At 39.9% G+C, this 26818-nt stretch carries 20 protein-coding genes and 4 tRNA genes; 15 read left to right on the top strand and 9 right to left on the bottom strand.

Annotated elements, in window-relative coordinates; all coding sequences use genetic code 11:
* Window positions 1–147 precede the first annotated feature (147 nt).
* Complete coding sequence (locus tag HMPREF2750_RS00135; RefSeq protein ID WP_049365060.1) at window positions 148–1449, top strand: anaerobic C4-dicarboxylate transporter; 1302 nt, start codon at window positions 148–150, stop codon at window positions 1447–1449.
* Window positions 1450–1572: 123 nt separating this feature from the next.
* Complete coding sequence (locus HMPREF2750_RS00130) at window positions 1573–2208, top strand: hypothetical protein (RefSeq protein WP_049372982.1); 636 nt, start codon at window positions 1573–1575, stop codon at window positions 2206–2208.
* A gap of 54 nt (window positions 2209–2262) precedes the next feature.
* Here HMPREF2750_RS00130 and HMPREF2750_RS00125 read toward each other — a convergent pair whose 3' ends face one another.
* Window positions 2263–3786 carry a YfcC family protein gene (locus tag HMPREF2750_RS00125; RefSeq protein WP_070582116.1) on the bottom strand — a complete coding sequence of 508 codons (1524 nt, stop codon included), beginning with the start codon at window positions 3784–3786 and terminating at the stop codon, window positions 2263–2265.
* 171 nt (window positions 3787–3957) lie between these two features.
* A complete protein-coding gene (locus HMPREF2750_RS00120; protein ID WP_070582115.1) occupies window positions 3958–4836 on the bottom strand; it encodes a VirK/YbjX family protein in 879 nt (292 codons plus the stop codon).
* 235 nt (window positions 4837–5071) lie between these two features.
* Here HMPREF2750_RS00120 and lon point away from each other — a divergent pair, with 235 nt between their 5' ends.
* From lon to serA, 4 genes are all read left to right on the top strand, one after another.
* Window positions 5072–7489, top strand: a complete 2418-nt coding sequence (gene lon / locus HMPREF2750_RS00115; protein WP_070582114.1) for an endopeptidase La — start codon at window positions 5072–5074, stop codon at window positions 7487–7489.
* A gap of 49 nt (window positions 7490–7538) precedes the next feature.
* On the top strand, window positions 7539–8687 hold the full coding sequence (gene hemW, locus HMPREF2750_RS00110) for a radical SAM family heme chaperone HemW (RefSeq protein ID WP_070582113.1): 1149 nt from the start codon (window positions 7539–7541) through the stop codon (window positions 8685–8687).
* A 109-nt stretch (window positions 8688–8796) separates the two neighbouring features.
* The gene (gene rpiA, locus HMPREF2750_RS00105; RefSeq protein WP_070582112.1) at window positions 8797–9456 is read left to right on the top strand and encodes a ribose-5-phosphate isomerase RpiA; all 660 of its coding nucleotides are present in this window, start codon (window positions 8797–8799) and stop codon (window positions 9454–9456) included.
* Between the two features lie 19 nt (window positions 9457–9475).
* Entirely contained in the window at window positions 9476–10708 is a 1233-nt protein-coding gene (gene serA / locus HMPREF2750_RS00100) for a phosphoglycerate dehydrogenase (protein WP_070582111.1), read from the top strand.
* Between the two features lie 113 nt (window positions 10709–10821).
* On the opposite strand, the gene hybE is transcribed toward serA, so the two are convergent.
* The 6 genes from hybE to hybO all read right to left on the bottom strand — a co-directional run bounded on the left by hybE (window position 10822) and on the right by hybO (window position 16998).
* The gene (hybE, locus tag HMPREF2750_RS00095) at window positions 10822–11331 is read right to left on the bottom strand and encodes a hydrogenase-2 assembly chaperone (RefSeq protein WP_070582110.1); all 510 of its coding nucleotides are present in this window, start codon (window positions 11329–11331) and stop codon (window positions 10822–10824) included.
* Between the two features lie 69 nt (window positions 11332–11400).
* Window positions 11401–11880, bottom strand: a complete 480-nt coding sequence (locus HMPREF2750_RS00090) for a HyaD/HybD family hydrogenase maturation endopeptidase (protein ID WP_070582109.1) — start codon at window positions 11878–11880, stop codon at window positions 11401–11403.
* Window positions 11880–13589: a hydrogenase 2 large subunit gene (hybC, locus tag HMPREF2750_RS00085; RefSeq protein ID WP_070582108.1), complete on the bottom strand. Its 1710-nt coding sequence runs from the start codon at window positions 13587–13589 to the stop codon at window positions 11880–11882. The genes HMPREF2750_RS00090 and hybC overlap by 1 nt, the downstream gene beginning before the upstream one ends.
* Window positions 13589–14815, bottom strand: coding sequence for a Ni/Fe-hydrogenase cytochrome b subunit (gene hybB / locus HMPREF2750_RS00080; RefSeq protein WP_005695037.1), 1227 nt, complete (start codon window positions 14813–14815; stop codon window positions 13589–13591). Before hybB ends, hybC begins: the two co-directional genes overlap by 1 nt.
* A complete protein-coding gene (gene hybA / locus HMPREF2750_RS00075) occupies window positions 14808–15848 on the bottom strand; it encodes a hydrogenase 2 operon protein HybA (protein WP_049383968.1) in 1041 nt (346 codons plus the stop codon). The genes hybB and hybA overlap by 8 nt, the downstream gene beginning before the upstream one ends.
* A gap of 1 nt (window position 15849) precedes the next feature.
* Window positions 15850–16998, bottom strand: a complete 1149-nt coding sequence (hybO, locus tag HMPREF2750_RS00070) for a hydrogenase 2 small subunit (RefSeq protein ID WP_049380266.1) — start codon at window positions 16996–16998, stop codon at window positions 15850–15852.
* A 404-nt stretch (window positions 16999–17402) separates the two neighbouring features.
* Between hybO and HMPREF2750_RS00065 the strand changes: the two genes are divergently transcribed.
* The 5 genes from HMPREF2750_RS00065 (at window position 17403) to HMPREF2750_RS00045 (ending at window position 25109) form a co-directional block, all read left to right on the top strand.
* Window positions 17403–17960, top strand: coding sequence for a LemA family protein (locus HMPREF2750_RS00065; protein WP_232086104.1), 558 nt, complete (start codon window positions 17403–17405; stop codon window positions 17958–17960).
* Window positions 17961–17971: 11 nt separating this feature from the next.
* The gene (locus HMPREF2750_RS00060; protein ID WP_070582107.1) at window positions 17972–18859 is read left to right on the top strand and encodes a DUF3137 domain-containing protein; all 888 of its coding nucleotides are present in this window, start codon (window positions 17972–17974) and stop codon (window positions 18857–18859) included.
* Window positions 18860–19032: 173 nt separating this feature from the next.
* A complete protein-coding gene (gene gyrB / locus HMPREF2750_RS00055) occupies window positions 19033–21459 on the top strand; it encodes a DNA topoisomerase (ATP-hydrolyzing) subunit B (protein WP_070582106.1) in 2427 nt (808 codons plus the stop codon).
* Between the two features lie 253 nt (window positions 21460–21712).
* Window positions 21713–23458 carry an ABC transporter ATP-binding protein/permease gene (locus HMPREF2750_RS00050; RefSeq protein WP_070582105.1) on the top strand — a complete coding sequence of 582 codons (1746 nt, stop codon included), beginning with the start codon at window positions 21713–21715 and terminating at the stop codon, window positions 23456–23458.
* A complete protein-coding gene (locus HMPREF2750_RS00045; RefSeq protein WP_070582104.1) occupies window positions 23451–25109 on the top strand; it encodes an ABC transporter ATP-binding protein in 1659 nt (552 codons plus the stop codon). Before HMPREF2750_RS00050 ends, HMPREF2750_RS00045 begins: the two co-directional genes overlap by 8 nt.
* A 39-nt stretch (window positions 25110–25148) precedes the next feature.
* Here HMPREF2750_RS00045 and coaA read toward each other — a convergent pair whose 3' ends face one another.
* Complete coding sequence (coaA, locus tag HMPREF2750_RS00040; RefSeq protein ID WP_005695046.1) at window positions 25149–26084, bottom strand: type I pantothenate kinase; 936 nt, start codon at window positions 26082–26084, stop codon at window positions 25149–25151.
* 213 nt (window positions 26085–26297) lie between these two features.
* On the opposite strand from coaA, the gene HMPREF2750_RS00035 reads away from it, so the two are divergent.
* The 4 genes from HMPREF2750_RS00035 to HMPREF2750_RS00020 all read left to right on the top strand — a co-directional run bounded on the left by HMPREF2750_RS00035 (window position 26298) and on the right by HMPREF2750_RS00020 (window position 26683).
* Window positions 26298–26373, top strand: a tRNA-Thr gene (locus HMPREF2750_RS00035).
* A 30-nt stretch (window positions 26374–26403) separates the two neighbouring features.
* Window positions 26404–26488, top strand: a tRNA-Tyr gene (locus HMPREF2750_RS00030).
* Between the two features lie 41 nt (window positions 26489–26529).
* Window positions 26530–26604, top strand: a tRNA-Gly gene (locus tag HMPREF2750_RS00025).
* A 3-nt stretch (window positions 26605–26607) separates the two neighbouring features.
* A tRNA-Thr gene (locus HMPREF2750_RS00020) sits at window positions 26608–26683 on the top strand.
* Window positions 26684–26818 lie beyond the last annotated feature (135 nt).

Below are 26818 nucleotides of genomic sequence, written 5' to 3'. Positions count from 1 at the left end.
TTGAAAGTGCGGTCAGAATTTGAATCAAATTTTAACCGCACTTTCGGATAAAATAGACTAATCTAAGTAATAAATATAGATAATGCACTAGTTTGTTGTTAATATATGTTCCGGAATTATTTTTAAAATTAATATGGAGAAAATATTATGATTTGGGCTCAACTTTTAGTCGTCCTACTCTTTATTTACCTAGGGGCTAGATTAGGCGGTATTGGTATCGGTTTCATGGGTGGTATGGGTGTTGTTGCACTTTCACTACTTGGCTTAAAACCGGGCGCCATTCCGTTTGATGTAATTTCAGTTATCATGTCTGTAATCATGGCGATTGCGGCAATGCAAGTTGCGGGTGGTATGGATTTCTTAGTAAAAATGGCTGAAAAAATCCTACGTAAAAATCCAAAATACATCACTTTCCTCGCACCAACAGTGACTTATTTTATGACTGTACTTGCGGGTACTGGTCACACAGCGTTCTCAACACTTCCAGTGATTGCTGAAGTGGCAAAAGAACAAGGTATTCGTCCTTCACGTCCACTTTCTATTGCGGTTATCGCTTCACAAATTGCGATTACAGCGTCTCCAATTTCTGCTGCGGTGGTATTCCTTTCTGCTGAATTAGAGAAAAACTTTGGTTTAAGTTACTTACAATTATTAGGTATTTGGATCCCAACTACTTACGCAGCATGTATGATTACTGCGGTGATTTGTAACTTCCTTGGTAAAGATTTGAAAGATGATGAAGTTTACCAAGATCGTCTAGCAAAAGGTTTAATTACTATGCGTGGTGAAATGCAAATTGAGATCAAACCTTATGCAAAACGTTCTGTTGCAATTTTCCTTATCGCGATTTTAGTGGTCATGCTTTATGCAACTGCAATCAGTAAAACAGTTGGTTTAATTCAAAACCCAATTCTTTCTCGTGATAACGCCATTATCTCTTTTATGCTTGCAACTGCAGCTATTATCACTATGGCATGTAAAGTGGATACCGCAAAAATTACCAATGCAGCAACCTTTAAATCTGGTATGTCAGCGGTAATTTGTGTGCTTGGTGTAGCATGGTTAGGTAATACTTTCGTTGAAGGTCATATCGATCAAATTAAAGCGGTATCAGCTGAGTTCTTACAACAATACCCTTGGAGTTTAGCGGTAATCTTGTTCTTCGCAAGTACCTTACTTTACTCACAAGCTGCAACTGCAAAAGCATTATACCCAACTGCAATTTTATTAGGTGTTTCTCCGGAAGCCGCGATTGCAGCATTTGCCGCAGTATCAGCATTATTCATTCTTCCTACTTACCCAACCTTAATTGCAGCAGTAGAAATGGATGATACTGGTTCAACTCGTATCGGTAAATATGTATTTAACCACCCATTCTTAGTACCGGGTGTGATTGCAATTAGCTTATCTGTATTATTCGGTTTCTTAATGGCGGGTGCAGTTTTATAATCTCCCATTAAGCTAACATAAATAAAACCATCTTGTCTGCGGATAAGATGGTTTTTTAATGGGGAACTTCTTCTCGCTGTGATACTCTAAAGGGCAACCTATTTTTATATATAAGGACAACCAATGAAGTTATTTAAAATCCTTTTTGCTGCATTAATTGCTTATGTGCCAACAGCATGGTCTGCGGTGGATTATAATATTAAATACAGTTCCAATTATTTAATGCCGGCGTATGTGCATTTTAAAGCTGATGGTTCACAGTATTCAGTCAATGCGAAAATTAATATTCCGTTGTACAACATTGTGTTTACTTCTCGTGGTTCACAAACTGCGAGTCAATTTAAAATGGTGAATTATCAAGATGTGCGTAATGGCAAGCCTTATGCCATTTCTAAAATTTCACCAACAACAATTGAATACGGTAAAGTGAAAAATGGATTAGAAACCGAGCCGTTAAAATTACCAACTTTTGATTTATTCACCATGGCATTTCAGTTGAGTTATTACGATAAATTGCCAACCAGTTTCCAAATTACAAATGGTAAAAAACTTTACCCAATGGAAAATGTGAATGTGAAGAAAGTAGAAAAACAGATTCAATATAACAAGCAAACTGTCACGGAAATCACTTATTCATTTAAAACAGGTAATAAGGATATTATGGTGAAGAAATTCTCAGGTGAACAATTTCCACGTTATATCAAATACACCAGAGATGGTGATGATTATGAGTTAGAGTTTGATGAGTTTGTTAAATAACATCAGATGAGAAAAAGAAGCCACGCAAGACTGCGTGGCTTTTTATTTTATTGCTTATTGCGCATACATAAATACTTGAGCGAGGAGAAGTATCGATGAGATAACAAACTGACAACCTACGATTGGCATGACAAATTTCAACCATTTGTTGAATGGAATACCAAGCATTTGTAGCGTGACAAGGACTAATCCTGTCGGTGCGAGGAACAACATAATATATTGTCCCCAGTTGTAAGCCGATACAACAATGTCTCTTGGGATGCCAACGGTATCAGCCAGCGGAGCCATAATTGGCATGGCGAGTACGGCAAGACCTGAAGATGAAGGTACAACCAATCCTAAGAATATGAAGACAATGAGCTGACCAATAATAAAGACGCCGCCATTCATTCCACCGACAAGATGTGTCATATAATCGAGAATCGTGTCTGAAATCATTCCTTGTTCCAGAATGATATTAACTGCTCGAGCAAGTCCGATAATCAATGCGACGCCAACTAATTCAGAAGCACCGTGAGTAAAGCCATTTACGACATCTTTTTCAGGCAGTCCGCTGATAAACATAATAATGATGGTGATGGCCAGGAAGGAAGCCGCCATTTGAGGGAACCACCAACCACCAAACATCACCCCCCATACCATGAGAGGAAAGGCGCCACTAAATAGAATCAGAATCAGTTTTCTTCTAAAGGTAAATTCAACGGTTGCATTCGGATCAATATCTTTCATATAGAGATCATAGAAGGCTTGGCGATCGTCATAGGTATAAGAAAATTCAGGATTGGCACGCAGTTTTTTACAGTACCAATACATGTAAGCTATTACACAGGTTCCACCAAGAATAAGTCCCAGTGTGCGAAATCCCATCCCTTCAGTAAATGGAATCCCTGCCGCGTTTGAAGCAATAACAACGGAGAATGGATTGATTGTAGAGAAGGCTGTACCCATTGATGCGGCAAGGAATATGGCACCAACACAGACAATAGAATCATAACCTAAGGCTAAAAAGACAGGAACAAGAATTGGGTAGAAGGCTACCGCTTCTTCCTCAATACCACAAGCCGTACCGCCTAACAGCATTAACACACAGACAGCAAAGACAACGGAGAATTCATTTCCTTTCGTTTTTTTGGTGAGAGACATTAATCCGGCATTGAATGCTCCTGTTTTGTTTATCACACCAATCATTCCACCGAGTATGAAGATAAAAATCATAATATCCGCGACTTCAATGGTGCCATCCACCATGGCGTGAATCATATCGGTAATGCCTTTTTCGTGTTGTTCAATGCGTTGATAGGTATCGGGGATAGCAATTGGCTTTTTGATAATGCCGTTGGTGAAATTAGAAAGTTGAATTTTGATATTGAGTTGATTAAGGGTTTGTTCTGTTGCTGGATAGCTTTGATCGGGAATTCCGTGAGTTTTGACAATAAAATGATTTTCGGTGGTGTCGTAGGAAAGTTTAGAGTAGGACCCTGAGGGAATAAGCCAAGTAAGACCAATAGCAATAAGAAGAATAATAAAGAGAATGCTAAATGCGGAAGGGAATTTCATCTTTTTCTTTGATGCTTCCATTATGGAGAACTCCTTGTGTTCGGATTAATCAATAAGCCGAGCGCGTATTCTACACAAAATGAGCAAAAAAGCAAAGTGTGATTTTTGAAAGAATGCAATAATAGCAAGGTTGGCAATCGTTTACTTAAACCAGGCCTAGATCTGGTTAAGCCTGGCTTAAGTCTATTTTATTTAGGAAAATTGAGTAATTTTTTCACTCAAATCATCTAACATTTCATAACGTTTTCGGTACATGGAACGTTTTTTGCTGGCGATTTCTTCCAGCGGTTTGCGGACACTTTCAAGCGGTAATTGCCAATATTGACCTTTTAATTGCCCTTGGTTTTCCTGCCAAAATTCATCATAGTTGAATAGAATTTTACTGCGAGCAGATAAACGGTATTTACCTTGTGAAGTGTGAGGGATACCGATTAATTCACATTGCCATTTTTTAGCTAACAAGCGAAAAACATTCATCAACATAAACATTGGACGAACACCGTGTAATTCTTTTGTGGCTTGTTTCACAGCTTCTTGCGCCTCTTCATAAGAAGGGCCTTGAATTGAGGCGATAAGTAATTTATTTGGCTTTAAGAAGGTGAAAGAAGCATCATAAATGCTACGCCCATCATTGTCTTTTAAGTTAATGGAAAAATAACCTTCAAAAGGGTCAATCTGGTTGATATTGAAATAGATACCAAGTTGATCCGTTAATTGTGCTAATAAAAGGGATTTTTCTTGTAGCAATTTTTTACAAAATTCTACGCCCATTTTTTCTTCAAGCATTAGCAGATTATTGGTAATGGCATTGAGTCGATCTGTTGCAGAAAAACGTTTGTCACAATAGGTCGCGAGCAATGCATTAAAACGATATGGATTTTGTTGAAAAAGTGGAATCCAGGTTTGATGAGTATTCAAGAAATCAACCAATGCATCACATTGTTTTTTAAATAAAAATTTGCGTCCGTAATAACGGGCTTTGTCCCTTAATTGTTTTTTTAATGGATGATTACAAGAATCGGGCAGTAATTCTTGAAAGGTCGCGAAAGTAATAGTTTGTTTTGCTGTCATAATGGATAAAGTGCGGTTATTTTTTCAAACGTTTTTTATTGGGTAAAATCATGCTGATTTTTAACCGCACTTATTGTACCTGTATTCCATAGTTTTTCCAATTAACCATCAATAAAGGTGGTTCTTTACTTGCCTATTTTTCGATTTCTCCTTAATATGCCAAATCCTACCTTGAATTTATGCAACTCATCCCCATATTCAATAAAATTATAGAATTGATGTAAGAGAGATAATTATGAACGCCAAAAGAACTCAACAACGTACACTCCCTGTATTGCCATTACGGGATGTCGTCGTTTTCCCTTATATGGTGATGCCACTTTTTGTTGGGCGCGCAAAATCCATTAGCGCCCTTGATGAAGCCATGAATGAGGGCAAACAATTATTATTGGTGTCACAAAAGCAGGCTGATTTAGAAGAACCTACCGTTGATGATGTATTCGATGTTGGGACGATTGCGAATATTATTCAATTATTAAAATTGCCAGACGGCACAGTGAAAGTGTTGGTGGAAGGTCAACAACGCGCAAAAATCAATCAATTAAATGATTGTGAAGACCATTTTTCTGCGGAAGTCACGCCGATTGAAACCACATTTGGCGATGAAAAAGAATTAGATGTGGTGAAGGCAGCCGTTTTAAATGAATTTGAAAGCTATCTGCAACTTAATAAAAAAATTCCTGCTGATGTTTTAGGTGCGCTTCAACGCATTGATGATGCCGATCGTTTAGCAGATACCATGGCGGCGCATATTCCAGTGACCGTTCGCCATAAACAAAGCGTGTTAGAACTGGCAGATGTGCAAGAGCGTTTGGAATACTTGCTCGGCATGATGGAATCTGAAGCGGATATTCTTCAAGTTGAAAAACGTATCCGTGGCCGAGTGAAAAAACAAATGGAGAAAAGCCAGCGTAACTATTATCTTAGCGAACAAATTAAAGCAATTCGCAAAGAAATGGACGAAGGCGAAAGCGAAGATACCATTGATGAAGTTGAACAACTTCGTCAAAAGGTTGAAGCGGCAGGTATGCCGGCAGATGTGCGTGAAAAAGTAGAAAGTGAGTTACAAAAACTCAAAATGATGTCAGCGATGTCTGCGGAAGCAACGGTGGTGCGTAGCTATGTTGAGTGGATGCTTCAAGTACCATGGCATAAACGTACTAAAGTGAAGAAAGATATCGCAAAAGCACAACAAGTCTTAGATGCAGATCACTATGGTTTAGAACGAGTGAAAGAACGCATTTTAGAATACCTTGCGGTACAAGCACGTTTAAACAAAATCAAAGGTCCAATCCTTTGCTTAGTGGGGCCGCCAGGGGTAGGTAAAACCTCACTGGGTCAATCTATTGCAAATGCAACAGGTCGTAAATATGTGCGTATGGCATTAGGTGGAGTTCGTGATGAAGCAGAAATCCGTGGTCACCGTAAAACCTATATTGGTGCATTGCCGGGTAAATTGATTCAAAAAATGGCAAAAGTTGGTGTGAAAAACCCACTCTTCTTGCTTGATGAAATCGATAAAATGTCTTCGGATATGCGTGGTGATCCAGCATCAGCTTTGTTAGAAGTGCTTGATCCAGAACAAAATACCACCTTCAACGATCACTATCTTGAAGTGGACTATGATTTGTCAGATGTGATGTTTGTGGCAACCTCAAACTCCATGAATATTCCAGGCCCATTGTTAGATCGTATGGAAGTCATTCGTCTTTCTGGTTATACCGAAGATGAAAAACTGAATATCGCGATGCGTCATTTGTTGCAAAAACAAATTGAACGTAATGGATTGAAAAAAGGCGAATTAACCATCGAAGAAAACGCCATTTTAGATATTATCCGTTATTACACCCGTGAAGCCGGTGTGCGTGGGTTAGAGCGTGAAATCTCTAAAATCTGTCGTAAAGCGGTGAAGAATTTATTGGTCAATCCAAAAGTAAAATCCATTACCGTTAATTCAGATAACTTGCATGACTATCTTGGTGTGAAACGTTTTGAATTCGGTAAAGCAGATACGCAAAACCGTGTAGGCGAAGTAACAGGCCTTGCGTGGACAGAGGTGGGCGGTGACTTACTGACCATTGAAACCGCTTCAGTGATAGGTAAAGGCAAATTAACCTTCACTGGTTCATTAGGCGATGTGATGAAAGAATCTATCCAAGCAGCGATGACCGTAGTCCGTGCACGTGCTGAAAAATTGGGTATCAATTCTGAATTCCATGAAAAACGTGATATTCACATTCACGTGCCAGATGGTGCGACACCGAAAGATGGTCCAAGTGCAGGTATCGCAATGTGTACCGCATTGGTTTCTTGCTTAACGGGTAACCCAGTGCTTGCCGATGTCGCGATGACTGGTGAAATCAGCCTACGCGGTAAAGTATTACCAATTGGCGGATTGAAAGAAAAATTACTAGCGGCACATCGTGGCGGCATTAAAACCGTATTGATTCCAAAAGATAACGTGAAAGATTTGGAAGAAATTCCAGATAACGTAAAAGAAAATCTTGCGATTCATGCGGTAGAAACCATTGATGAAGTGTTAGGCTTAGCGTTAGAGAATCCACCAGAAGGCATTGAATTTGTGAAAGTGGAAACGAAAGCGAAAGCACCACGCCGTAAAGCTGCGACTAAAACAGCAAGAGCGGTCAATTAATGACTTATTTTTTAGGGCTTGTGAAAACAAGCCCTTTTGACTTTTAATTATGCAAAAATTTCCCCCTCTTTCCCTTTATGTACATATTCCTTGGTGTGTACAGAAATGCCCTTATTGTGATTTCAATTCGCATGCACAGAAAGGCACAATTCCTGAACAAGAATATGTGCAACATCTGATCGCTGATCTTGAAGCAGACTTAGAGAAATATCAGGCTAGTATTCAACATCGTCCACTTCATTCAATTTTTATTGGTGGTGGCACGCCGAGTTTATTTTCAGCGGAAAGTATCAAGTTGTTATTAGCAGAAATTCAACATCGCATTCCTTTTTCAGAGAATATAGAAATTACCATGGAAGCCAATCCAGGCACCGTGGAAGCAGAGCGTTTTAAAGGTTATGTGGATGCTGGCGTAACACGTATTTCCATGGGCATTCAAAGTTTTAATGATGATAAATTACAACGTTTAGGGCGTATTCATAATGTGGCGGAAGCTAAAAGTGCGGTCAGTTTGGCGAAAGTTTCGGGCTTGAAAAGTTTCAATCTGGATTTAATGCACGGCTTACCAAACCAAACGCTTGAAGAAGCCTTAGATGATCTGCGACAAGCCATTGAGCTTGCTCCACCACACCTTTCTTGGTATCAACTCACCATTGAACCCAATACCATGTTTGCTTATCGTCCACCTAAGTTGCCGGATGATGATGAGCTTTGGGATATTTTTGAGCAAGGCCACCAGCTTTTAACCGAAGCCGGTTATCAACAATATGAAACATCTGCTTATGCAAAACCAGGTTTTCAATGTCAGCATAATTTGAATTATTGGCGATTCGGAGACTATTTGGCGATAGGTTGCGGTGCTCATGGAAAACTTACTTTTCCTGATGGCGATATTTTACGTTTTTCTAAAACGAAGCATCCAAAAGGCTACTTGCGTGGTGAATACCTTTATGAAGAAAAAAACGTGGAAAAAAATGACCGCGCTTTTGAGTTCTTTATGAATCGTTTTCGTTTATTGGAAGCGGTGCCTAAACAAGAGTTTGAGTATTACACGGGACTTTCGCAAAGTGCGGTCAAAAATCAAATTGATTTTGCTATTCAACAAAATTATATCGTGGAAACACTGGATTTTTGGCAAGTCACCGAACACGGAAAATTGTTCTTGAACGAGCTGTTAGCGCTTTTTTTAGATGAATAAAATTTTTTCATCATCATGAATAAATTTTTACACTTGTTTATTTAATAGTGTCGTATTAAAGTAAAGCAAACGTTTACGTTGTTATCCATGATTTAAAAGGGAGAGAAAAATGGACCAATTAGAAATGAAAAAATTAGCAGCACGTGCGGCGTTAAAATATGTTAAGCCCGATACCATTGTTGGCGTGGGAAGTGGTTCAACAGTGAATTGTTTTATTGAAGCCTTAGGAGAATTAAAAGATCAAATTCAAGGCGCGGTAGCAGCATCTAAAGCCTCAGAAGAATTATTACGTAAACAGGGCATTGAAGTGTTTAGTGCTAACGATGTATCCAGTTTAGATATTTATGTGGATGGCGCAGATGAAATCAATCCACAAAAAATGATGATCAAAGGCGGCGGTGCGGCACTGACTCGCGAAAAAATTGTGGCCGCTTTAGCGAAAAAATTTATTTGTATCGTGGATTCTAGTAAACAAGTGGATGTGTTAGGCAGCACATTCCCATTGCCAGTAGAAGTGATTCCAATGGCTCGTTCACAAGTTGGTCGTAAATTAGTTTCTCTTGGTGGCGCGCCAGAATATCGTGAAGGCGTGGTGACTGATAACGGTAACGTGATTTTAGATGTACATAACTTCGCCATTTTAAATCCAGTGGAAATGGAAAAAGAATTGAATAACATAGCCGGTGTGGTAACAAATGGTATTTTTGCCTTACGTGGGGCGGATATTGTGATTGTTGGTACACCAGACGGCGCAAAAATTATTGATTAATAAAAATAAGGAAGCAAACATGACAAACAAAGTCTCACTCGACAAATCAAAAATTAAATTTGTGCTATTAGAAGGCGTGCACCAAAGTGCATTAGATACCTTGCATGCGGCGGGCTACACCAACATTGACTTTTACAAAAAAGCCTTAGATGGTGATGAATTAAAAGAAGCCATTAAAGATGCGCACTTTATTGGCTTACGTTCACGTACCCAATTAACTGCAGAAATGATTGAAGCTGCGCCGAAGCTTATTGCTATTGGCTGTTTCTGTATCGGTACCAACCAAGTGGATCTTAATGCAGCAAAAATGCGTGGGATTCCAGTATTTAATGCACCGTTTTCCAATACGCGTTCTGTAGCTGAATTAGTGTTGGGTGAGATTTTGCTCTTAATGCGCAATATTCCTCAAGCGAATGCCGATGTGCATCGTGGTTTATGGAATAAATCGGCAGTGGGTTCTCATGAAGTGCGCGGCAAAAAATTAGGTATCGTGGGTTACGGCCATATCGGTTCGCAATTAAGTATTATTGCGGAATCTCTAGGGATGGAAGTATATTTCTACGATATTGAAAATAAATTACCATTGGGTAATACAAAACAATTACATACACTTGAAGAGTTATTGGGCTCTTGTGATGTGATTTCGCTTCATGTACCAGATTTACCTTCAACTCGTAATTTAATGAGTGCTGAACGTATTGCGCAATTAAAACAAGATTCAATTTTGATCAATGCAGCACGTGGTACGGTAGTGGATATTGATGCTTTAGCAGCTGCGCTTGAACAAGGTAAAGTTCGTGGTGCAGCGGTTGACGTATTCCCTGTTGAGCCTGCATCAATCAATGAAGAGTTTGTTTCTCCACTACGTAAATTTGATAATGTGATCTTAACCCCACATATCGGTGGTTCTACAGCGGAAGCTCAAGAAAACATTGGTTTTGAAGTCGCGGGTAAATTTGTGAAATATTCAGATAACGGTTCAACCCTTTCTTCCGTGAATTTCCCTGAAGTATCCTTGCCAGAACACGTTGGTACAAAACGTTTACTTCATATTCACGAAAATCGTCCAGGTGTATTAAACAAATTGAACCAAATTTTCGTTGAAGCTAATCTCAATATTGCGGCGCAATTTTTACAAACCGATCCAAAAATTGGTTATGTCGTCGTTGATATCGAAACAGATGATGCGTCTCCGTTATTAGCTAAACTTCGTGAGATTGAAGGCACAATCAAAGCACGTGTGCTGTATTAATTTGATAAATTAAGCAAAAACTAACCGCACTTTATGTGGGATAGAACGTAAAATGGGCAAAGTAGGTTATCTTACTTTGCCCATTTTTATTAACAACGGTTTGTAGCGTACATTTATTTCATCATCGCCTTAAATAGATTACGGCGATCAGAATTAAATGTCGGCTGTGCGGTTGGTATGGATAAAATCATACGCAAACAGTCTTGCGTCAGTTGAACCGCTTGCTCGTTAGTTAGGTTCGGGTCGAGTGGTGAATGTAAAGAGCAACTTAAATATTGCGGTACATTTTCAACGCTACTGACGGTGAAAGTGAGCGCCTTATAAGGCAGTTGTACGGTGAGTTTATCACCTAATTCACGCGGTTCCCATTGTTGTTGAGGGCCAGGTAGAATCACCACACTCATCATCCATGGCGTTAATACTGTGCCGATCCATTGGTCTTCAAATAAAACAAATTTAGGGCAGAAACACTCGATGCCTTTATGAAAGAAAGGGAGATCTTGCATTTCAGGCACAATGTTTTGCATTTCAGTAAGGAAAATCTCCGTTGGGTTTTCTTCAAAGCCAGTGACAGAGGTTAAAAGTGCGGTAGAATTTTCAGGTGTTTTTTCGTGTCGATACATGGTTTATTTTTCAATATTAATAAGATTAAAGCATAGCAGGTGAAATCTTAAAGAAAGTTCCCCTCTTTTCTAAAGAGGGGAGTCTAGATTCAAACCATATTCAGCAATCACTTGATTTAACGTTTCAAAAACCTTTGGCAATACGTTTTGTATTGTTTCCGTCAAGCCAATTCCAGATTCTAGCGATTCTGGTTGGATGCCGATGAGACAAAGGTGTTTTGGGAATTCGTCCGTTAATTTCATTGCAGAAAGTACATCACAAATACCGAGTTGGTGTGGTGAAATTTTGCGAGAGAAAAAGGTGGGCACCTGCTCGTCATGTAACACAATAATCTCGCCTGGCTGTTTGTTAGCAAGCACGGCATCGACAATAATCAAATGCTCGCGATTTGCCATCGCATCCAGTAATTCCATGCCACAAGTACCACCATCGATGACGTCAAAGTGCGGTTGAATTTCAGGGCGTTTTTCAAGCTCCTGCACAACGCGCACACCGACACCTTCATCGCTTAACAAAATATTGCCAACGCCAAGAATTAACGGCTTCATTACAACACCTTCACTTCAGTCACTTCGCCGTTTTCGGTATTAACTACGTGTACGGCACAGGACATACAAGGGTCGAAAGAGTGAATGGTTCTGACCACTTCTAATGGTTTAGTTGGATCTGCCACCGGTGTACCAATAATAGAAAGCTCATAAGGACCCATTTGGTCTTGTTCGTTACGCGGGCCAGCATTCCATGTAGATGGTACAACGGCTTGATAGTTTTCAATGCGGCCATCTTTGATGACAACCCAATGAGAAAGCATACCACGTGGTACTTCACCAAAGCCAACACCACGGAACTCACCGCTTGCAGGGATATCTGTTTTGATATACGCCGTCATATCACCTTTAGCGATATTATCAATGAGCATTTGCCATTGAGCGCTTAGAATGTCGTTGATCGCACAGCAATGCACGGTACGACCGATAATACGTCCAAGGGTAGAATGTAATTGATCGGTGGTTAACGTGTTACCAGTCAATTTTTCATAAATGCCTTTTAATTCATTGAAGTGGTTAACAGTTGGCGTGTCATTTGAAGCTAAACCACACATTAAATAGGCGAGAGGACCCACTTCGACAACTTTACCGTAGAAGGTTGGTGCTTTTACCCAAGAGTATTTACCATCATCTTGCCAGCCGGTATATTTCGGACGAGTTAAGCCCGCCCAAGGTTCTAATGGTTCATCATCTTCGTACCAAGCGTGTTTACCACTTTCTTTAATGCCTTTTACAACGAACTCATCTTTTTGTTGGTCTATTGCACGGAAAGTCGATAAATCGCCGTTTTCGATATAACCACCTTTCAACATGAATTTAGAGTTATCTGCATCAATTGGGTATTCTGGTACAGATAAGTAGTTGCCTGATGTTTTACCTAAGCTTAACCATTCAGGATAGTAAGCGGCAAATACTGCCGCATCTACTTTATACACTTGGTTAATGAAATCAGTTAAGCGGTCGATACAAGCTTTCACGAACATGAGACGTTCTTGGTTTAGTACTGCTTGAGAATCTAAGTTAATTGGGTTTGCTACGCCACCAATCGCCAAGTTTTGAATATGTGGTGTTTTACTACCAAGTAATGCCACCACGCGGTTAGCATCACGTTGACATTCAAGGGCTTGCAAATAGTGCGCGACTGCGATGAGGTTTACTTCTGGTGGAAGTTTCATTGCTGCATGACCGAAGTAACCGTTAGCGAAAATACCAAGTTGTCCGCTATCCACTAATGCTTGGATTTTTTTCTGTACGTTGCGGAATTCGTTAGCACTGTTTAATGACCATGTAGAGACACCTTTTAGCATATCTGCCGCTTTTTCAGGATCAGCTTTTAGTGCAGCGGTGATATCCACCCAGTCCATTGCGGAGAGTTGATAGAAATGCACGATATGGTCGTGAATGCTGTGGGCAGCAAGAATCATGTTACGAATGTACTGTGCATTGACGGGAACTTTAGCACCAATAGCATCTTCTACGGCACGTACGCTGATAATCGCGTGTACTGTGGTACATACGCCACAGATACGTTGCATAATCATCCATGCATCACGTGGGTCGGCACCTTTTACGATATTTTCCATACCGCGCCACATGGTACCTGATGACCAAGCATTGGTGACAACACCGTTTTCAATTTCGCAATCAATACGTAAATGACCCTCAATACGGGTAATTGGGTCAATTGAGATACGTTTTTTTTCTGACATTATTCTGCTCCGCTAACTTTTTTGCTGAATGCCGCTTTTTCGGCAATAATTTTTTCTGAGTCTTCGGTATGTTTTTCTTTAAATACCGGTAATACAGGGAATAAACGAATGATTAAAATATAGGCACATACTTCAATAGAAACGAAACCGATTGAAATAAGCAATTCTTCCGCAGATGGGAAATATTGATAGCCGTTGCCCGGATTATACATGATAAGCGAGTAGTTCATACGCCATAATGCTGCACCGAGTAACATGCTTAATGCCGAAATAAATAACCAACGGGAATCTGATTTTTTCTCCCCAAGGAAGAGGGTTAGTAATGGTAATACCATCAACCAGACTTCCATCCAGAACATCCATGCTTCAAATTTAGTTAATTTATCGAAACCCACAACCATTTGCAGTTTGTCGTGATAAATCAACTCACCAAAACGCACCGCTAAGAAACAGAAAATTAATCCTGCGGTAACGCGTGCCAATTGAGTAAATAAATGACGTTCATCTGGTGTTTTTCCTGCAAGACCCGCTTTAACTAAAGAACCCTCAAAAATCACAATAGAGAAGCCCATAATGAAAGCTGTCAGCAAGGAGAGAATTGGTAGTGCTTCATAGCTTTGCCATACCGGATGGACTTTGTGACCAGCTACAATCATCAAGGAACCCATTGAAGATTGGTGCATCATTGGTAACAAGGCACCCAAGGCAATAATGAAAAACATGATTTTATTCAGTTTATTAAACCATTTTTTCAAGCCGAAGAAACCAAGCCATACAGGGGCAAACTCTAGGGTCACCACGATGATATACACCGTCATACAAAATGCCGTTTCAAATAGAACGGAATTCGTGTTGAACTGACCTGGAATGTAGAAATATGGCAAATGCCAATAACGCCCCATATCAATGGTGATAGATAAACCACCAAGGGAATAGCCGAATAAACTTGCAAGCAATGCTGGGCGAACAAGAGCGTGATATTTCCCTTTATTGAAAATATACACGGTCCAAGCGAGAGCCCAACCGCCACAGGCAAATCCTGTACCAACAAGTAAGTCAAAGGCAATCCATAAACCCCAAGGATAACCACCATTAAGTGCGGTCACGGAACCAATACCAAACACTAAACGTTTTAAAATTAATAAAACGCAAAGCACGGCAAGTGGTGCAAAAAAGAGAATAGCGGCAGAAACAAGGCGACCGCCTACCGGACGTGGATTACTCATGATGCTCATCCTCCGCTTCTTCGATTTCCTTGCGTGCCTGACGCATGGCTTCTTTTTGTGCTGCAATACGCTCAGCGATTTTATCGCCATGCATATTTTTGTAAGTCATAAAGGTTAAACCGGCAAGTGCCACTAACGGTAAGGCTAAACCGCGATACAAGAAGTGTTGTAAATGCGCCGCACGAGAACCTGTCGCGACTTCATCTAAGTCTGGTAAACCAAGATTAGCAAAAGGTACACCACTTAAGGCGAGCACCTGTGTACCACCACCTTCTTTTTCACCGTAGATGTGATATTGATATGCCGGTACGGTAGCACGGTATTTATCTGTGCTATTGACGTGTTGACGTGGGTAATCATATTCAGTACCACGTAATAAGCTTAAACGACGTTTCGCTTCTGCCAATAATTCTTCACGTGTACCAAAAATAATGGCGCCAGTTGGACAAACATGACAGCAACCAGGTAATTCGCCTTTATCTAAACGTTCAACACCTTTTTGGTTACAGAGTTCACATTTGCTGATTTCACCGAATGGATTGTCATAGTCGTATTTTGGTACATCAAAAGGACAACCCACCATGCAATAACGGCAACCAGTACAAATATCGGGATCATATTTTACGATACCCGTTTTTGGATCTTTGGTGAGTGCTTGAACAGGGCAAACGGCAACGCAGTTAGGGTCAACGCAATGCATACATTGTTTTTTCACGTAAGCATAGCCATTTTCTGTTTTGTCTTTGTTTGTGCCGTCACCATCACTCCAGACTTGAATCACGTTACGAGTAAATGGCGTGAGTTTGTCGTTATTTGACCAAGTTTGATCACCTTTTGGATTTACTGGAGTGTGGTTTACGTTTTGACATTCTGCCACGCATGCTTGACAACCTACACAAAGGGTAGAGTCGTAAAGCATTCCTAGTGCGCCGGGAATAGGCTCAACCGCTTCCGATGCCTGCACATTTGATACAGGCAAAGTAGATGCGATTCCGCCAAGCATACCCGCTTTTAGAAATTTTCGTCTATCCATCTTATTTACCTGTATGTTCTTCTTTCTCAGCAGCTTTAGCTTCAGAACGGGCTTTATGTTGAGCACTTAATTCGCGTAAGGTCACAACACTCACGCCTGCTAGGATTGCAGCTGCACCGCCTAATAAACCAATAGCCGTCATGGTTGCACCTGAACCTTCGGTGTTGTTGACGTCTGGTTTTTCAACGCGTGGTGTTGGATTTTCTACGCCTGCTAATTGGAAAATACCTTTGGTAAAGCCGACGCCTTTTTCGTTACAACCATAGCAAGGGTGCCCGATACCGACCGGCCAGTTATTACCACCGACATCGCAGAATTCTAAGGTAGAGCAGTTGCCGTAAGTTTCTGGTCCTTTACAACCAAGATGATACAAACACCAACCGTTGCGGTGACCATAATCGCCGTATTCTTTGGCAAAACGTCCTGCATCAAAGTGAGGACGACGATAGCAGTTTTCATGAATTAAGCGATCGTAAGCGAATAATGGACGATTTAATTTGTCCATTGCGGGTAGTTTCTTATAAGTAAGAATATAAGCGACAGTTGCAAGGAAGTTGTGTGGATTTGGTGGACAGCCAGGAATATTGATCACTGGCGTGCCTTTTGGTAAGACTTCAGATAAGCTGCTTGCGCCAGTTGGGTTGCCACCACTAGAAGGTACGCCACCCCATGCCGCACAAGAACCGATCGCAATAATCGCCGCAGCCCCTTTAGCAGCTTCTTGGATGTGTTCTACAATCGGTTTACCTGCTACCATACAATAGACGCCGCCGTCTTTCACCGGAATAGATCCATCTACGACTAAAACATATTTTCCATAATACTGTTTAATTGCATTGTGTTTGTTATCTTCAGCTTGTTCCCCGAAGGCTGCAGAAAGGGTTTCGTGGTATTCTAAGGAAATCATTTCCAATACCAAGTTTTCTACTGTTGGGTGGGTGGCGCGTAGCAAGGATTCAGTACAACCCGTACATTCTTGCGCACCAATCCATAAAACTGGTGGACGTTTAGGTTCGGTTAAAGCAGCGGTCATTTCTGCCCCCGCTTTTGAACTTAACCCCATAGTCGCCGCAAGTGCGGTACATAACTTCATAAAATCCCGACGGGAAACTTCTGCTAAAGCAGAAAATAATCCATCACTTCGTTGCATATAATCACTCCAATTGGCATGTTACTTGTATGGTTAATTTAACTATGATATGCCTTGATGCAGGAAATTTATTTGATCGTAATCAAAAATACCCTTATTTTCCTTACAAAATAAGTGGGTAAGTGATTGTTTTTACTTGTTTATTGAGAATGATTGTTATTTGTTGGTGTCATATTTACTTAGAGTGCATTTTTTGTTCACTAAATCATAATAATAAAGTAAGGATTTGGGCTATGAAAAACTTCATGAATATTGACCGCACTTCTGGGTGATATGAATGGGGGAAGTGGATAAAACTAAATTCTTGGTTTTATTGATTTTTATCAACAAAATATTGTCTAAGCGAATAGATTTTATTGTGCTTTTCCCTATACTGAGTAGGGAAAATTTTCTATGGAGAAATAATGATGAATATAGTTATGGGTATTGTCCTTCTAGGTTTAGCTTTCACTATTTCAATGTATAACAAACTGATTAGAAAACGTAATCAGGTGAGTAGTGTTGAAGCCAGTGTGGATGTTCAGTTAAAGCGTCGTTATGATTTGTTACCAAACCTTGTCGCCACCGCAAAGGAATATATGTCGCATGAGCGTAGCCTGCTTGAGCGTATCGTGACGTTACGCGAAAGTGCTAAATCAGCCGATTCTACAAGTGAGAAATTCCAACTCAATAATGAGATTTCGGGTTTGTTGCGTAATTTACAGGTTCGTCTAGAAAATTATCCGGATCTCAAAGCCAATCAAAATCTTTTGCAAATTCAGACCACACTTAGTGACGTGGAAGAGCAAATTTCTGCAGCAAGACGTACTTATAATTCAGCAGTTGAAGAGTATAACAATGCAGTGGAAATGTTCCCGTCAAATTTAATTGCAAATTTGTTTAATTTCCAGAAAGGAACATTTTTCGATATTCCTCAAAATGAAGCTGAAGTCCCTAATGTGGGTAATTTATTTAAACAATAAGTGGAAAAACCATGAATACACCAAAAGAGATTGAAGGGATTCGTTTTCTGGGATTAGAAAAGTTAGATGAGGAACGTTTAGCCATAAAATCCCTCATCAATAAATGGATTATTATGCTATGCGTTGGGTTATTTTTCCTCATTGGAACGATAGGGAATGGGTATCTATTAAGTACAGCTTTAATCCTTGGTGTGCTCATTTATTCTTTTCGTCATTTATTTTTTAAATATAAGCGTTTTATCGCAGAATTTAAAACGCGCGTGATTAATACGATTGTCCAGGAATTTGGTTTCCACTTTAGCGCAGATAGAGGACTGAATATTAGTGATTTCCTCTCCGTTTATGATAGTGGTCCCGCGACATTCCGTAGTGAGGATTTAATCTTTGGTGAGTTTAATCAAACTGAAGTTGAAATCTGTGATTTTTCAGCATTTAACATGTCGTTGAAAGAGAAATCCGTTAAAGCATTAGGTGCTCAGAATTTCCAAGGCATTTTATTTAAAGCCACTTTCCCTAAAGAGCTGGCTCATTGGGTTTATGTTTGTGATAAGAAAGAAGCAGGTTTAAGAAAAGAAGGTGAAATTGCCTTGATGGATAATCCGTCTTTTAATCGTTACTTTGATGTGTTTACTGAAGATCAAATCTTAGCCAGATATGCTTTATCGCCTAAGTTAATGGAACGTTTTTGTGGATTGAAAGAGAAATTTAATTGCCCTATTTCGATGGTACTTCGTAACCGAGAAGTGATTATTGCACTTAATTTAGGAAAGAATAGTTTTGAACCGTCCTTTGAAAAGTCATTGTTAGAAGACAATACGATTCGTGATTATATTTCGAGTATCAAAGGCTTTACAGATATGGTGAAAGAACTCGGGTTAAATAACCATATTTGGAAATAAGTGTTAATGTAATAAAAAAGACGAGTCTAAATAATAAACTCGTCTTTTTGTTTTATATGCTATGTAATTTTATTTTTTTAACACCGAAAATTTTGACCGCACTTTTATTTCGCAAAATAGTCAGTTTTTTGCTATAATTCCGCACAATTTTCATTACAAAATAGAGAAAAACTATGTCAGAAACACCGGTTACAGAAAATGCTTATGGTGCATCAAGTATTAAAGTCTTAAAAGGGCTTGATGCGGTTCGGAAACGTCCGGGCATGTATATTGGGGATACCGATGATGGAACAGGCCTACACCATATGGTGTTTGAGGTAGTGGATAACGCGATCGATGAAGCGCTTGCTGGCTATTGTTCCGATATTATCGTTACTATTCATGATGATAATTCTGTTTCCGTACAAGATGACGGCCGTGGTATTCCGGTAGATATTCACCCAGAAGAAGGTGTTTCTGCAGCAGAAGTAATCATGACAGTGCTTCATGCGGGCGGTAAATTCGATGATAACTCTTATAAAGTATCAGGTGGTTTACACGGCGTGGGTGTTTCGGTAGTAAATGCACTTTCTGATAAATTGCAATTAACCATTCGTCGCCAAGGTCATGTGTACGAGCAATTCTATCACTTAGGTGAGCCTCAAGGGCCTTTAACTATTATTGGTGAAACTCAAACGACGGGTACAACGGTGCGTTTCTGGCCAAGTCCAGAAATCTTTGCAATTACAACTTTCGATTACAAAATTTTAGCAAAACGCTTACGTGAGCTTTCATTCTTAAACTCTGGTGTATCAATTCGTTTAATCGATAAACGTGATGGCACAGAAGATCACTTCCATTACGAAGGTGGTATTCAAGCGTTCGTTGAATATTTAAATAAAAATAAAAATCCAATTCACCCAAAACCATTCTATTTTTCAGCTGAAAAAGACGGCATTGGCGTGGAAGTCGCATTGCAATGGAATGATGGCGTAAACGAAAACGTTTATTGCTTTACCAATAACATTCCACAGCGTGATGGTGGTACTCACTTAGCCGGTTTCCGTGGCGCATTAACGCGTAGCTTAAATAACTATATGGAAAGCGAAGGGTTACTGAAAAAAGAGAAAGTGAGCACATCAGGTGACGACGCACGTGAAGGTTTGGTGGCAATTATTTCGGTGAAAGTGCCCGATCCTAAATTCTCTTCACAAACAAAAGACAAATTAGTGTCTTCTGAAGTGAAAAGTGCGGTTGAATCTGCAATGAATGAGCGTATGCAGGAGTATCTATTAGAAAATCCAGCTGATGCGAAGATCATTGTAAATCAAATTATTACAGCAGCGCGCGCGCGTGAAGCAGCACGTAAAGCCCGCGAAATGACCCGTCGTAAAGGCGCATTAGATATTGCAGGCCTTCCGGGTAAATTAGCAGACTGCCAAGAAAAAGATCCAGCACTTTCAGAACTTTATCTCGTGGAGGGGGATTCTGCGGGTGGTTCGGCAAAATCAGGTCGTGATCGTAAAACCCAAGCGATTCTGCCATTAAAAGGTAAAATTCTTAACGTTGAAAAAGCACGTTTTGACAAAATGCTTTCTTCTCAAGAAGTGGGCACATTAATTACAGCGCTTGGCTGTGGAATTGGTCGTGATGAATATAATCCGGATAAATTACGTTACCATCACATCATTATCATGACCGATGCGGACGTGGATGGTTCACACATTCGTACGTTATTGTTGACCTTCTTCTATCGTCAAATGCCGGAATTAATTGAGCGTGGTTACGTGTATATTGCTCAGCCGCCACTTTATAAAGTGAAAAAAGGTAAACAAGAGCGTTACATCAAAGATAACGACGAAATGGTGCAATATGAGTTAATGCTTGCACTTGATGGCGCAGCGTTACATATCAGTGCTAATGTACCAGCAATGAATGATTTAGTGTTTGAGAAATTAGTAGGCGAATATAACAATGTTCAGAAATTAATTACTCGTTTAAGTCGTTACTATCCGGAGCCATTATTGCAAGGTTTGGTTTACCAACCACAATTAACCGTTGAGTTAATGCGTAATGAAAGTGCGGTCGAAAATTGGGCGAATGCTTTTGTTGCGTACTTAACTGAAAAAGAAACGGAAGCACATTTATATTCAGCAAGAACGCAATTTAACAGCGAGCGTCAAGTATATGAAGCCGTCATTACCGTTCGTAAACATGGTATTGATACCGATTACTTCATTAACTTTGATTTTGTGACAGGCAATGAATTTGCGAAGATTTCTACATTCGGCCAGCAAGTCAATGGCTTGCTCGAAGAGGGGGCGTATGTCACTCGTGGTGAAAAAACTCAACCAGTTCAATCATTTGAACAAGCTGTTGAATGGTTGATGAAAGAATCTCGCCGAGGTTTAGAAATCCAACGTTATAAAGGATTGGGTGAAATGAATGCTGAGCAACTTTGGGAAACCACCATGGATCCAAATGCTCGTCGTATGTTAAAAGTATCAATTAAAGATGCTGTCGCTGCAGACCAACTCTTCACCACATTAATGGGTGATGAAGTTGAGCCTCGTCGTGAATTCATCGAAATGAATGCCTTGCGAGCAAACTTAGACGTTTAGTCTAACATTCAAAAATATCACTAAAAATGACCGCACTTAGGGAAACCAAGTGCGGTATTTTTTTACTTAATATATAAATAAAAATAATTTTCAATTAGATCTATTATTTGTTTATATTCTTGACTATAATTTTTACGACTTATATCGCTTAAAGACAATAATACGAAATAGACTCGTTTTTTGGTTGTTAGATTGGTAGCAAAGTACGCATAGTAATGTGCGTACTTCTTTTTTGTTTTTAGGAGCAATCATTATGATGATAGATAAACGCCTAATTAACACGGTAGCCGACAGTAAAAAATGGATTGGCATCACGGTGTTATGGAATTGGGTGGCGTTAATTGGTGGGATTATTAGTGCCGTCGTGTTCTCTTATATTTTACAGGCGGCTTATTTTAATGAATTGGGGCCAATAAGTGCGGTCATTTTGGGGATCGTTTTAATTGCTGCTTTGGCGTTGCGCGCCTTTGCAGGTAAAAAATCGGTGCAGGCCTCTTATTTTGCCAGTACGAAAGTCAAACATGAGCTGCGTAGCCTCATCTATCGCAAATTGGCTTCAATGCCGCTTAACCAAGTGAATCAACAATCTACTTCAAGCATTATTCAAGTGGCTTCAGAAGGTGTGGAGCAGCTTGAAATCTACTTTGGGCGTTATTTGCCTCAGCTTTTTTATAGCTTGCTTGCCCCGCTCACACTCTTCGCTTTTCTGATCTTTTTCAGCTTTAAAACAGCCGTAATTTTGCTGATTTGTGTGCCGTTGATTCCGATGTCGATCATTGCAGTGAATAAAATTGCGAAAAAACTCTTGGCAAAATATTGGTCTATTTATGTGGGTTTAGGCAGCAGTTTCTTAGATAACCTACAGGGTTTAATTACGCTGAAAATCTATCAAGATGATGCTTATAAAGCGAAAGCGATGGATGAAGAAGCGGAACATTTCCGCAAAATTACCATGAAAGTGCTCACCATGCAGCTTAACTCAGTATCGCTGATGGATTTACTTGCTTACGGCGGTGCGGCAATCGGGATTTTAACGGCTTTGTTGCAATTCCAAGCGGATCAATTAACCGTATTAGGTGTCATTTTATTTATTCTGCTTTCTTCTGAATTCTTTATTCCGCTTCGCTTATTGGGTTCTTTCTTCCATGTAGCGATGAATGGTAAAGCTGCTTCAGATAAGATTTTCACATTGTTAGATACGCCAGTGGAAACTCAAACACAAGCGGTCGATTTTGCAGCGAAAAATGCTATTCAAGTGGATATTCAAGATCTGCATTTTGCTTACAGCGAAGAGAAACCTGCGATTGTTGGCTTAGATTTAAGCATTTTACCAAATCAGCTTACGGTATTTGTAGGTAAAAGTGGTTGTGGTAAATCTACCTTAGTTTCATTGCTAATGGGCTTTAATAAAGCGCAACAAGGCAAAATTCTATTCAACGGTCAAGAAATTCAAGAGATTGCTCGTCATTCGTTTTATGAAAAAGTCTCTTTGGTGAGCCATAGCAGTTATGTGTTTAAAGGTACGCTACGTGAAAATATGACGATGGCGAAAATTGATGCCACAGATGAGCAAATTTACGCGTGTTTAGAACAAGTCAATTTGGCGCAATTCGTTCGAGATAACGGTGGATTAGATATGCCGTTATTAAGTCGTGGCGCAAATTTATCTGGCGGTCAAATTCAACGTTTAGCTTTAGCACGCGCGTTATTACACAATGCGGCGCTTTATATCTTTGACGAAGCGACCAGTAATATTGATGTGGAAAGCGAAGAAATTATTTTGCAGTTCATTCAGCAATTTAAACAACAAAAAACCATTGTGATGATTTCTCACCGCTTGGCGAATGCCGTGAATGCTGATTGCATTAATGTGCTTGAACAAGGCAAATTGATTGAGCAAGGCACGCATAAAGACCTCATGGCAAAACAAGGTGCGTATGCTGAAATGTTCCAACAACAAAAAGATTTAGAACAAATTAGAGAGGTGGCAAATGCGTAAAAATGGTTTTGTTGTGATGGGGCATTTGTTGAAATTAGTGACCCCATTGGCTCATATCATGGCGTTTACTGTCACCATGGGAACGCTCGGTTTCCTAGCTGCCATCTTTATTATGGTGCTTGGGGCGATGGGTTTAGTAAATTTATTAAACTTTGACACCCATTTAAGTTTTTCTGGCATTTTGACCGCACTTATCGTGTTAGCGGTGGCTCGTGGCGCATTGCGTTATTTAGAGCAAATGTCAGGGCACTACATTGCTTTTAAATTATTGGCATTATTGCGCGATAAAGTGTTTTATTCTTTACGTCGCTTGGCTTTTGTGAAGTTGCAAGATAAACAAGCGGGGCAATTAGTGTCATTAGTCACCAATGATATTGAATTGCTCGAAGTGTTCTATGCGCACACTATTGCACCGATTATGATTGCGTTCTTTACTTCTGCGATTTTATTGTTGGTCTTTGCTCATCTTTCTGGCTGGTTTGTGGTTGTGGCATTAGCTGCTTATTTAACGGTGGGTGTGATTCTACCCATTATTACCACCAAATTGGCGCGTGAAGATGGCAGACGCTATCGTGAATTAGTAGGCGAAATGAATGATTTCTTCCTCGACAGCGTACGAGGCATGAAAGAAATTCAACTTTTTGGCTATGCACAACAGCGTTTAGATGAAATTCAACAACGCAGTCAAAAAATTGATACGGCTTTTGAGCGCATTAAAGACCAAGAAGCCAAAGTTCGCGTTTACACTGAAGTGGCAGTATCGGCGTTTAACATCATTATGTTATTCACCGGCTTAATTTTGTTTAGTCTAGATAAGATTGATTTTTCTGCCTTTTTAATCGGCGTGATTTTATTGATGTCGAGCTATGGCCCGGTTATTGCGTTAAGTAACCTTTCAAGCAACTTGTTACAAACCTTGGCTTCAGGTGAGCGTGTATTGAGCTTGCTAGCAGAAGAGCCCGAATTAAAAGATGTAGAAAGTGCGGTCGATTTAAAAGATGTTTCTCGCATTGATGTTGAGAATGTAAGTTTTGCCTATGGTGAAGAACAAATTTTATCGGATGTCAGCTTGTCAGTAAAAAAAGGTGAAATCTTAGGTATTCACGGCAGAAGTGGCAGTGGTAAAAGTACCCTGTTAAAACTACTAATGCGTTTTTACGATCCTAAATCAGGTAGCATTAAAATTAACGGTGAAACCTTACCGAACATCAACACCCGTAGTTTGCGTGACAATATGGCGTACATTACTCAGCAAACCTATATTTTCAACGAAACCATCGAGGAAAATATTCGCCTTGCACGCCGTGATGCAACATTAGAAGAAATTATGGAAGCCGCGAAGAAAGCGTCAATTCATGATTTCATTTTAAGCTTGCCAGAAGGGTATCAAACAAAAATGACGGAATTGGGTGGCAATCTCTCTGATGGTGAAAAACAACGTATTGGAATTGCTCGTGCATTCTTGCACAATGCACCGATTATTTTACTTGATGAACCGACCAGCAATTTGGACAGCTTAAACGAAGCGATGATTTTGAAATCATTGTTGAACGTGAAGGCAGAAAAATTGATTATTCTCGTGAGTCACCGCCAGTCTACCATGGCTATTTGCGATCAGGTGATTGGCATTGAGAATGGAAGAATGTCGTAAGGTAGAGGGAAAAAGAGCGGTCAAATTGACCGCTCTTTTTTATTTTCTTAATTTCACTAATTCAACTTCGTGATTTTCACCTTTTCTAAGAATGAGATTGGCGCGCTCACGAGTCGGCAGAATGTTTTGTTTTAAATTCAATCCGTTAATGTTATCCCAAATGTTGCTGGCTGTTTCAATGGCTTCTTGCTCAGAGAGATTCGCATAATGTTTAAAATAGGAATCCGGATTGGTGAAAGCACTTTGACGGAATTTTAAGAATCGCTTAATGTACCATTCTTTAAGTAAATTCTCGTCTGCATCAACGTAAATGGAGAAATCCACAAAATCAGATACGAAGGTTTGATTGGCTTTGTTTGAACCTGTTTGGAGAACGTTTAGTCCTTCTAAAATTAAAATATCCGGTTGATCGACAATATCGAACTTATCAGGAACGATATCGTAAGTCAGATGAGAGTAAATAGGCGATTTTACAGATGGCTTGCCTGATTTGATATCAGCTAAAAAACGAATTAATTTGGCCGTATCATAAGAAATAGGGAAGCCTTTTTTCTGTAGCAAATCATCTTTTTTAAGTTTCTCTAATGGATAAAGAAAACCATCAGTAGTGATTAAATCAACTTTTCGTTCGGTAGGCCAGTGGGTTAGCAAAGATTGCAAAATACGTGCCGATGTACTTTTCCCAACCGCAACACTACCCGCGATACTAATGATGTAAGGGACTTTAGGGCTTTGTCCGCCAAGAAAACGATTTAAAACCGTTTGGCGCCGAAGGTTTTCATCAATATAGTAGTTGATGAGACGTGCAAGTGGCAGGTAAATGGTGCTCACTTCATCGAGAGAAAGCTCTTCATTAAAGCCTAAAAGCGGTTTGAGATCTTGCTCCGTTAATTTTAGCGGAACAGATTTTCTTAATTCAGCCCATTGCTGACGGCTAAAGTTCAGAAAGGGCGTTAGTTGTTCGGTAATTTCCACGGTGCTTTATATCTAGAGTGAAAAAATTGGACAAAATATACCCTATAAATGAGTTGTGATCATCGTTTTTTATTAAAAGTGGTGAGTTTTAAAGCAAGAATGTGGCTTTTTGCTTGTAAATTAGACGAATAGTTAAAAAAAACGCATTTTTCATAAAAAAAACTTGTCAGGCATAAAATTTTCCATATAATACGCCTCACTTGCTTACAACACGCCGACTTAGCTCAGTAGGTAGAGCAACTGACTTGTAATCAGTAGGTCACCAGTTCGATTCCGGTAGTCGGCACCATCCTTTAGTAAACAAGTATTCATTTAGCGTGGAGGGGTTCCCGAGCGGCCAAAGGGGGCAGACTGTAAATCTGTTGGCTCAGCCTTCGAAGGTTCGAATCCTTCTCCCTCCACCATTTTCTAAATGAATTCTGATGGGACAGATGAATTTAGGACTGCGGGCATCGTATAATGGCTATTACCTTAGCCTTCCAAGCTAATGATGCGGGTTCGATTCCCGCTGCCCGCTCCAAACGCTGATATAGCTCAGTTGGTAGAGCGCACCCTTGGTAAGGGTGAGGTCGGCGGTTCAAATCCGCCTATCAGCACCAGCCTTCCAAATTCCTCTCTCCTTATTAAATAGTAATGATTTTATTGGTTAATGTGGTTTAATTTACCCATCGATAACCGTGTCTATTTAGAGGGACTCTTTAAATGTCTAAAGAAAAATTTGAACGTACAAAACC

The organism is Haemophilus sp. HMSC066D02, assembly GCF_001810545.1.
Classification (GTDB): domain Bacteria; phylum Pseudomonadota; class Gammaproteobacteria; order Enterobacterales; family Pasteurellaceae; genus Haemophilus_D.
The sequence above is the reverse complement of the archived record's forward strand: the minus strand, read 5'-3'. Positions and strand labels throughout refer to the sequence as shown.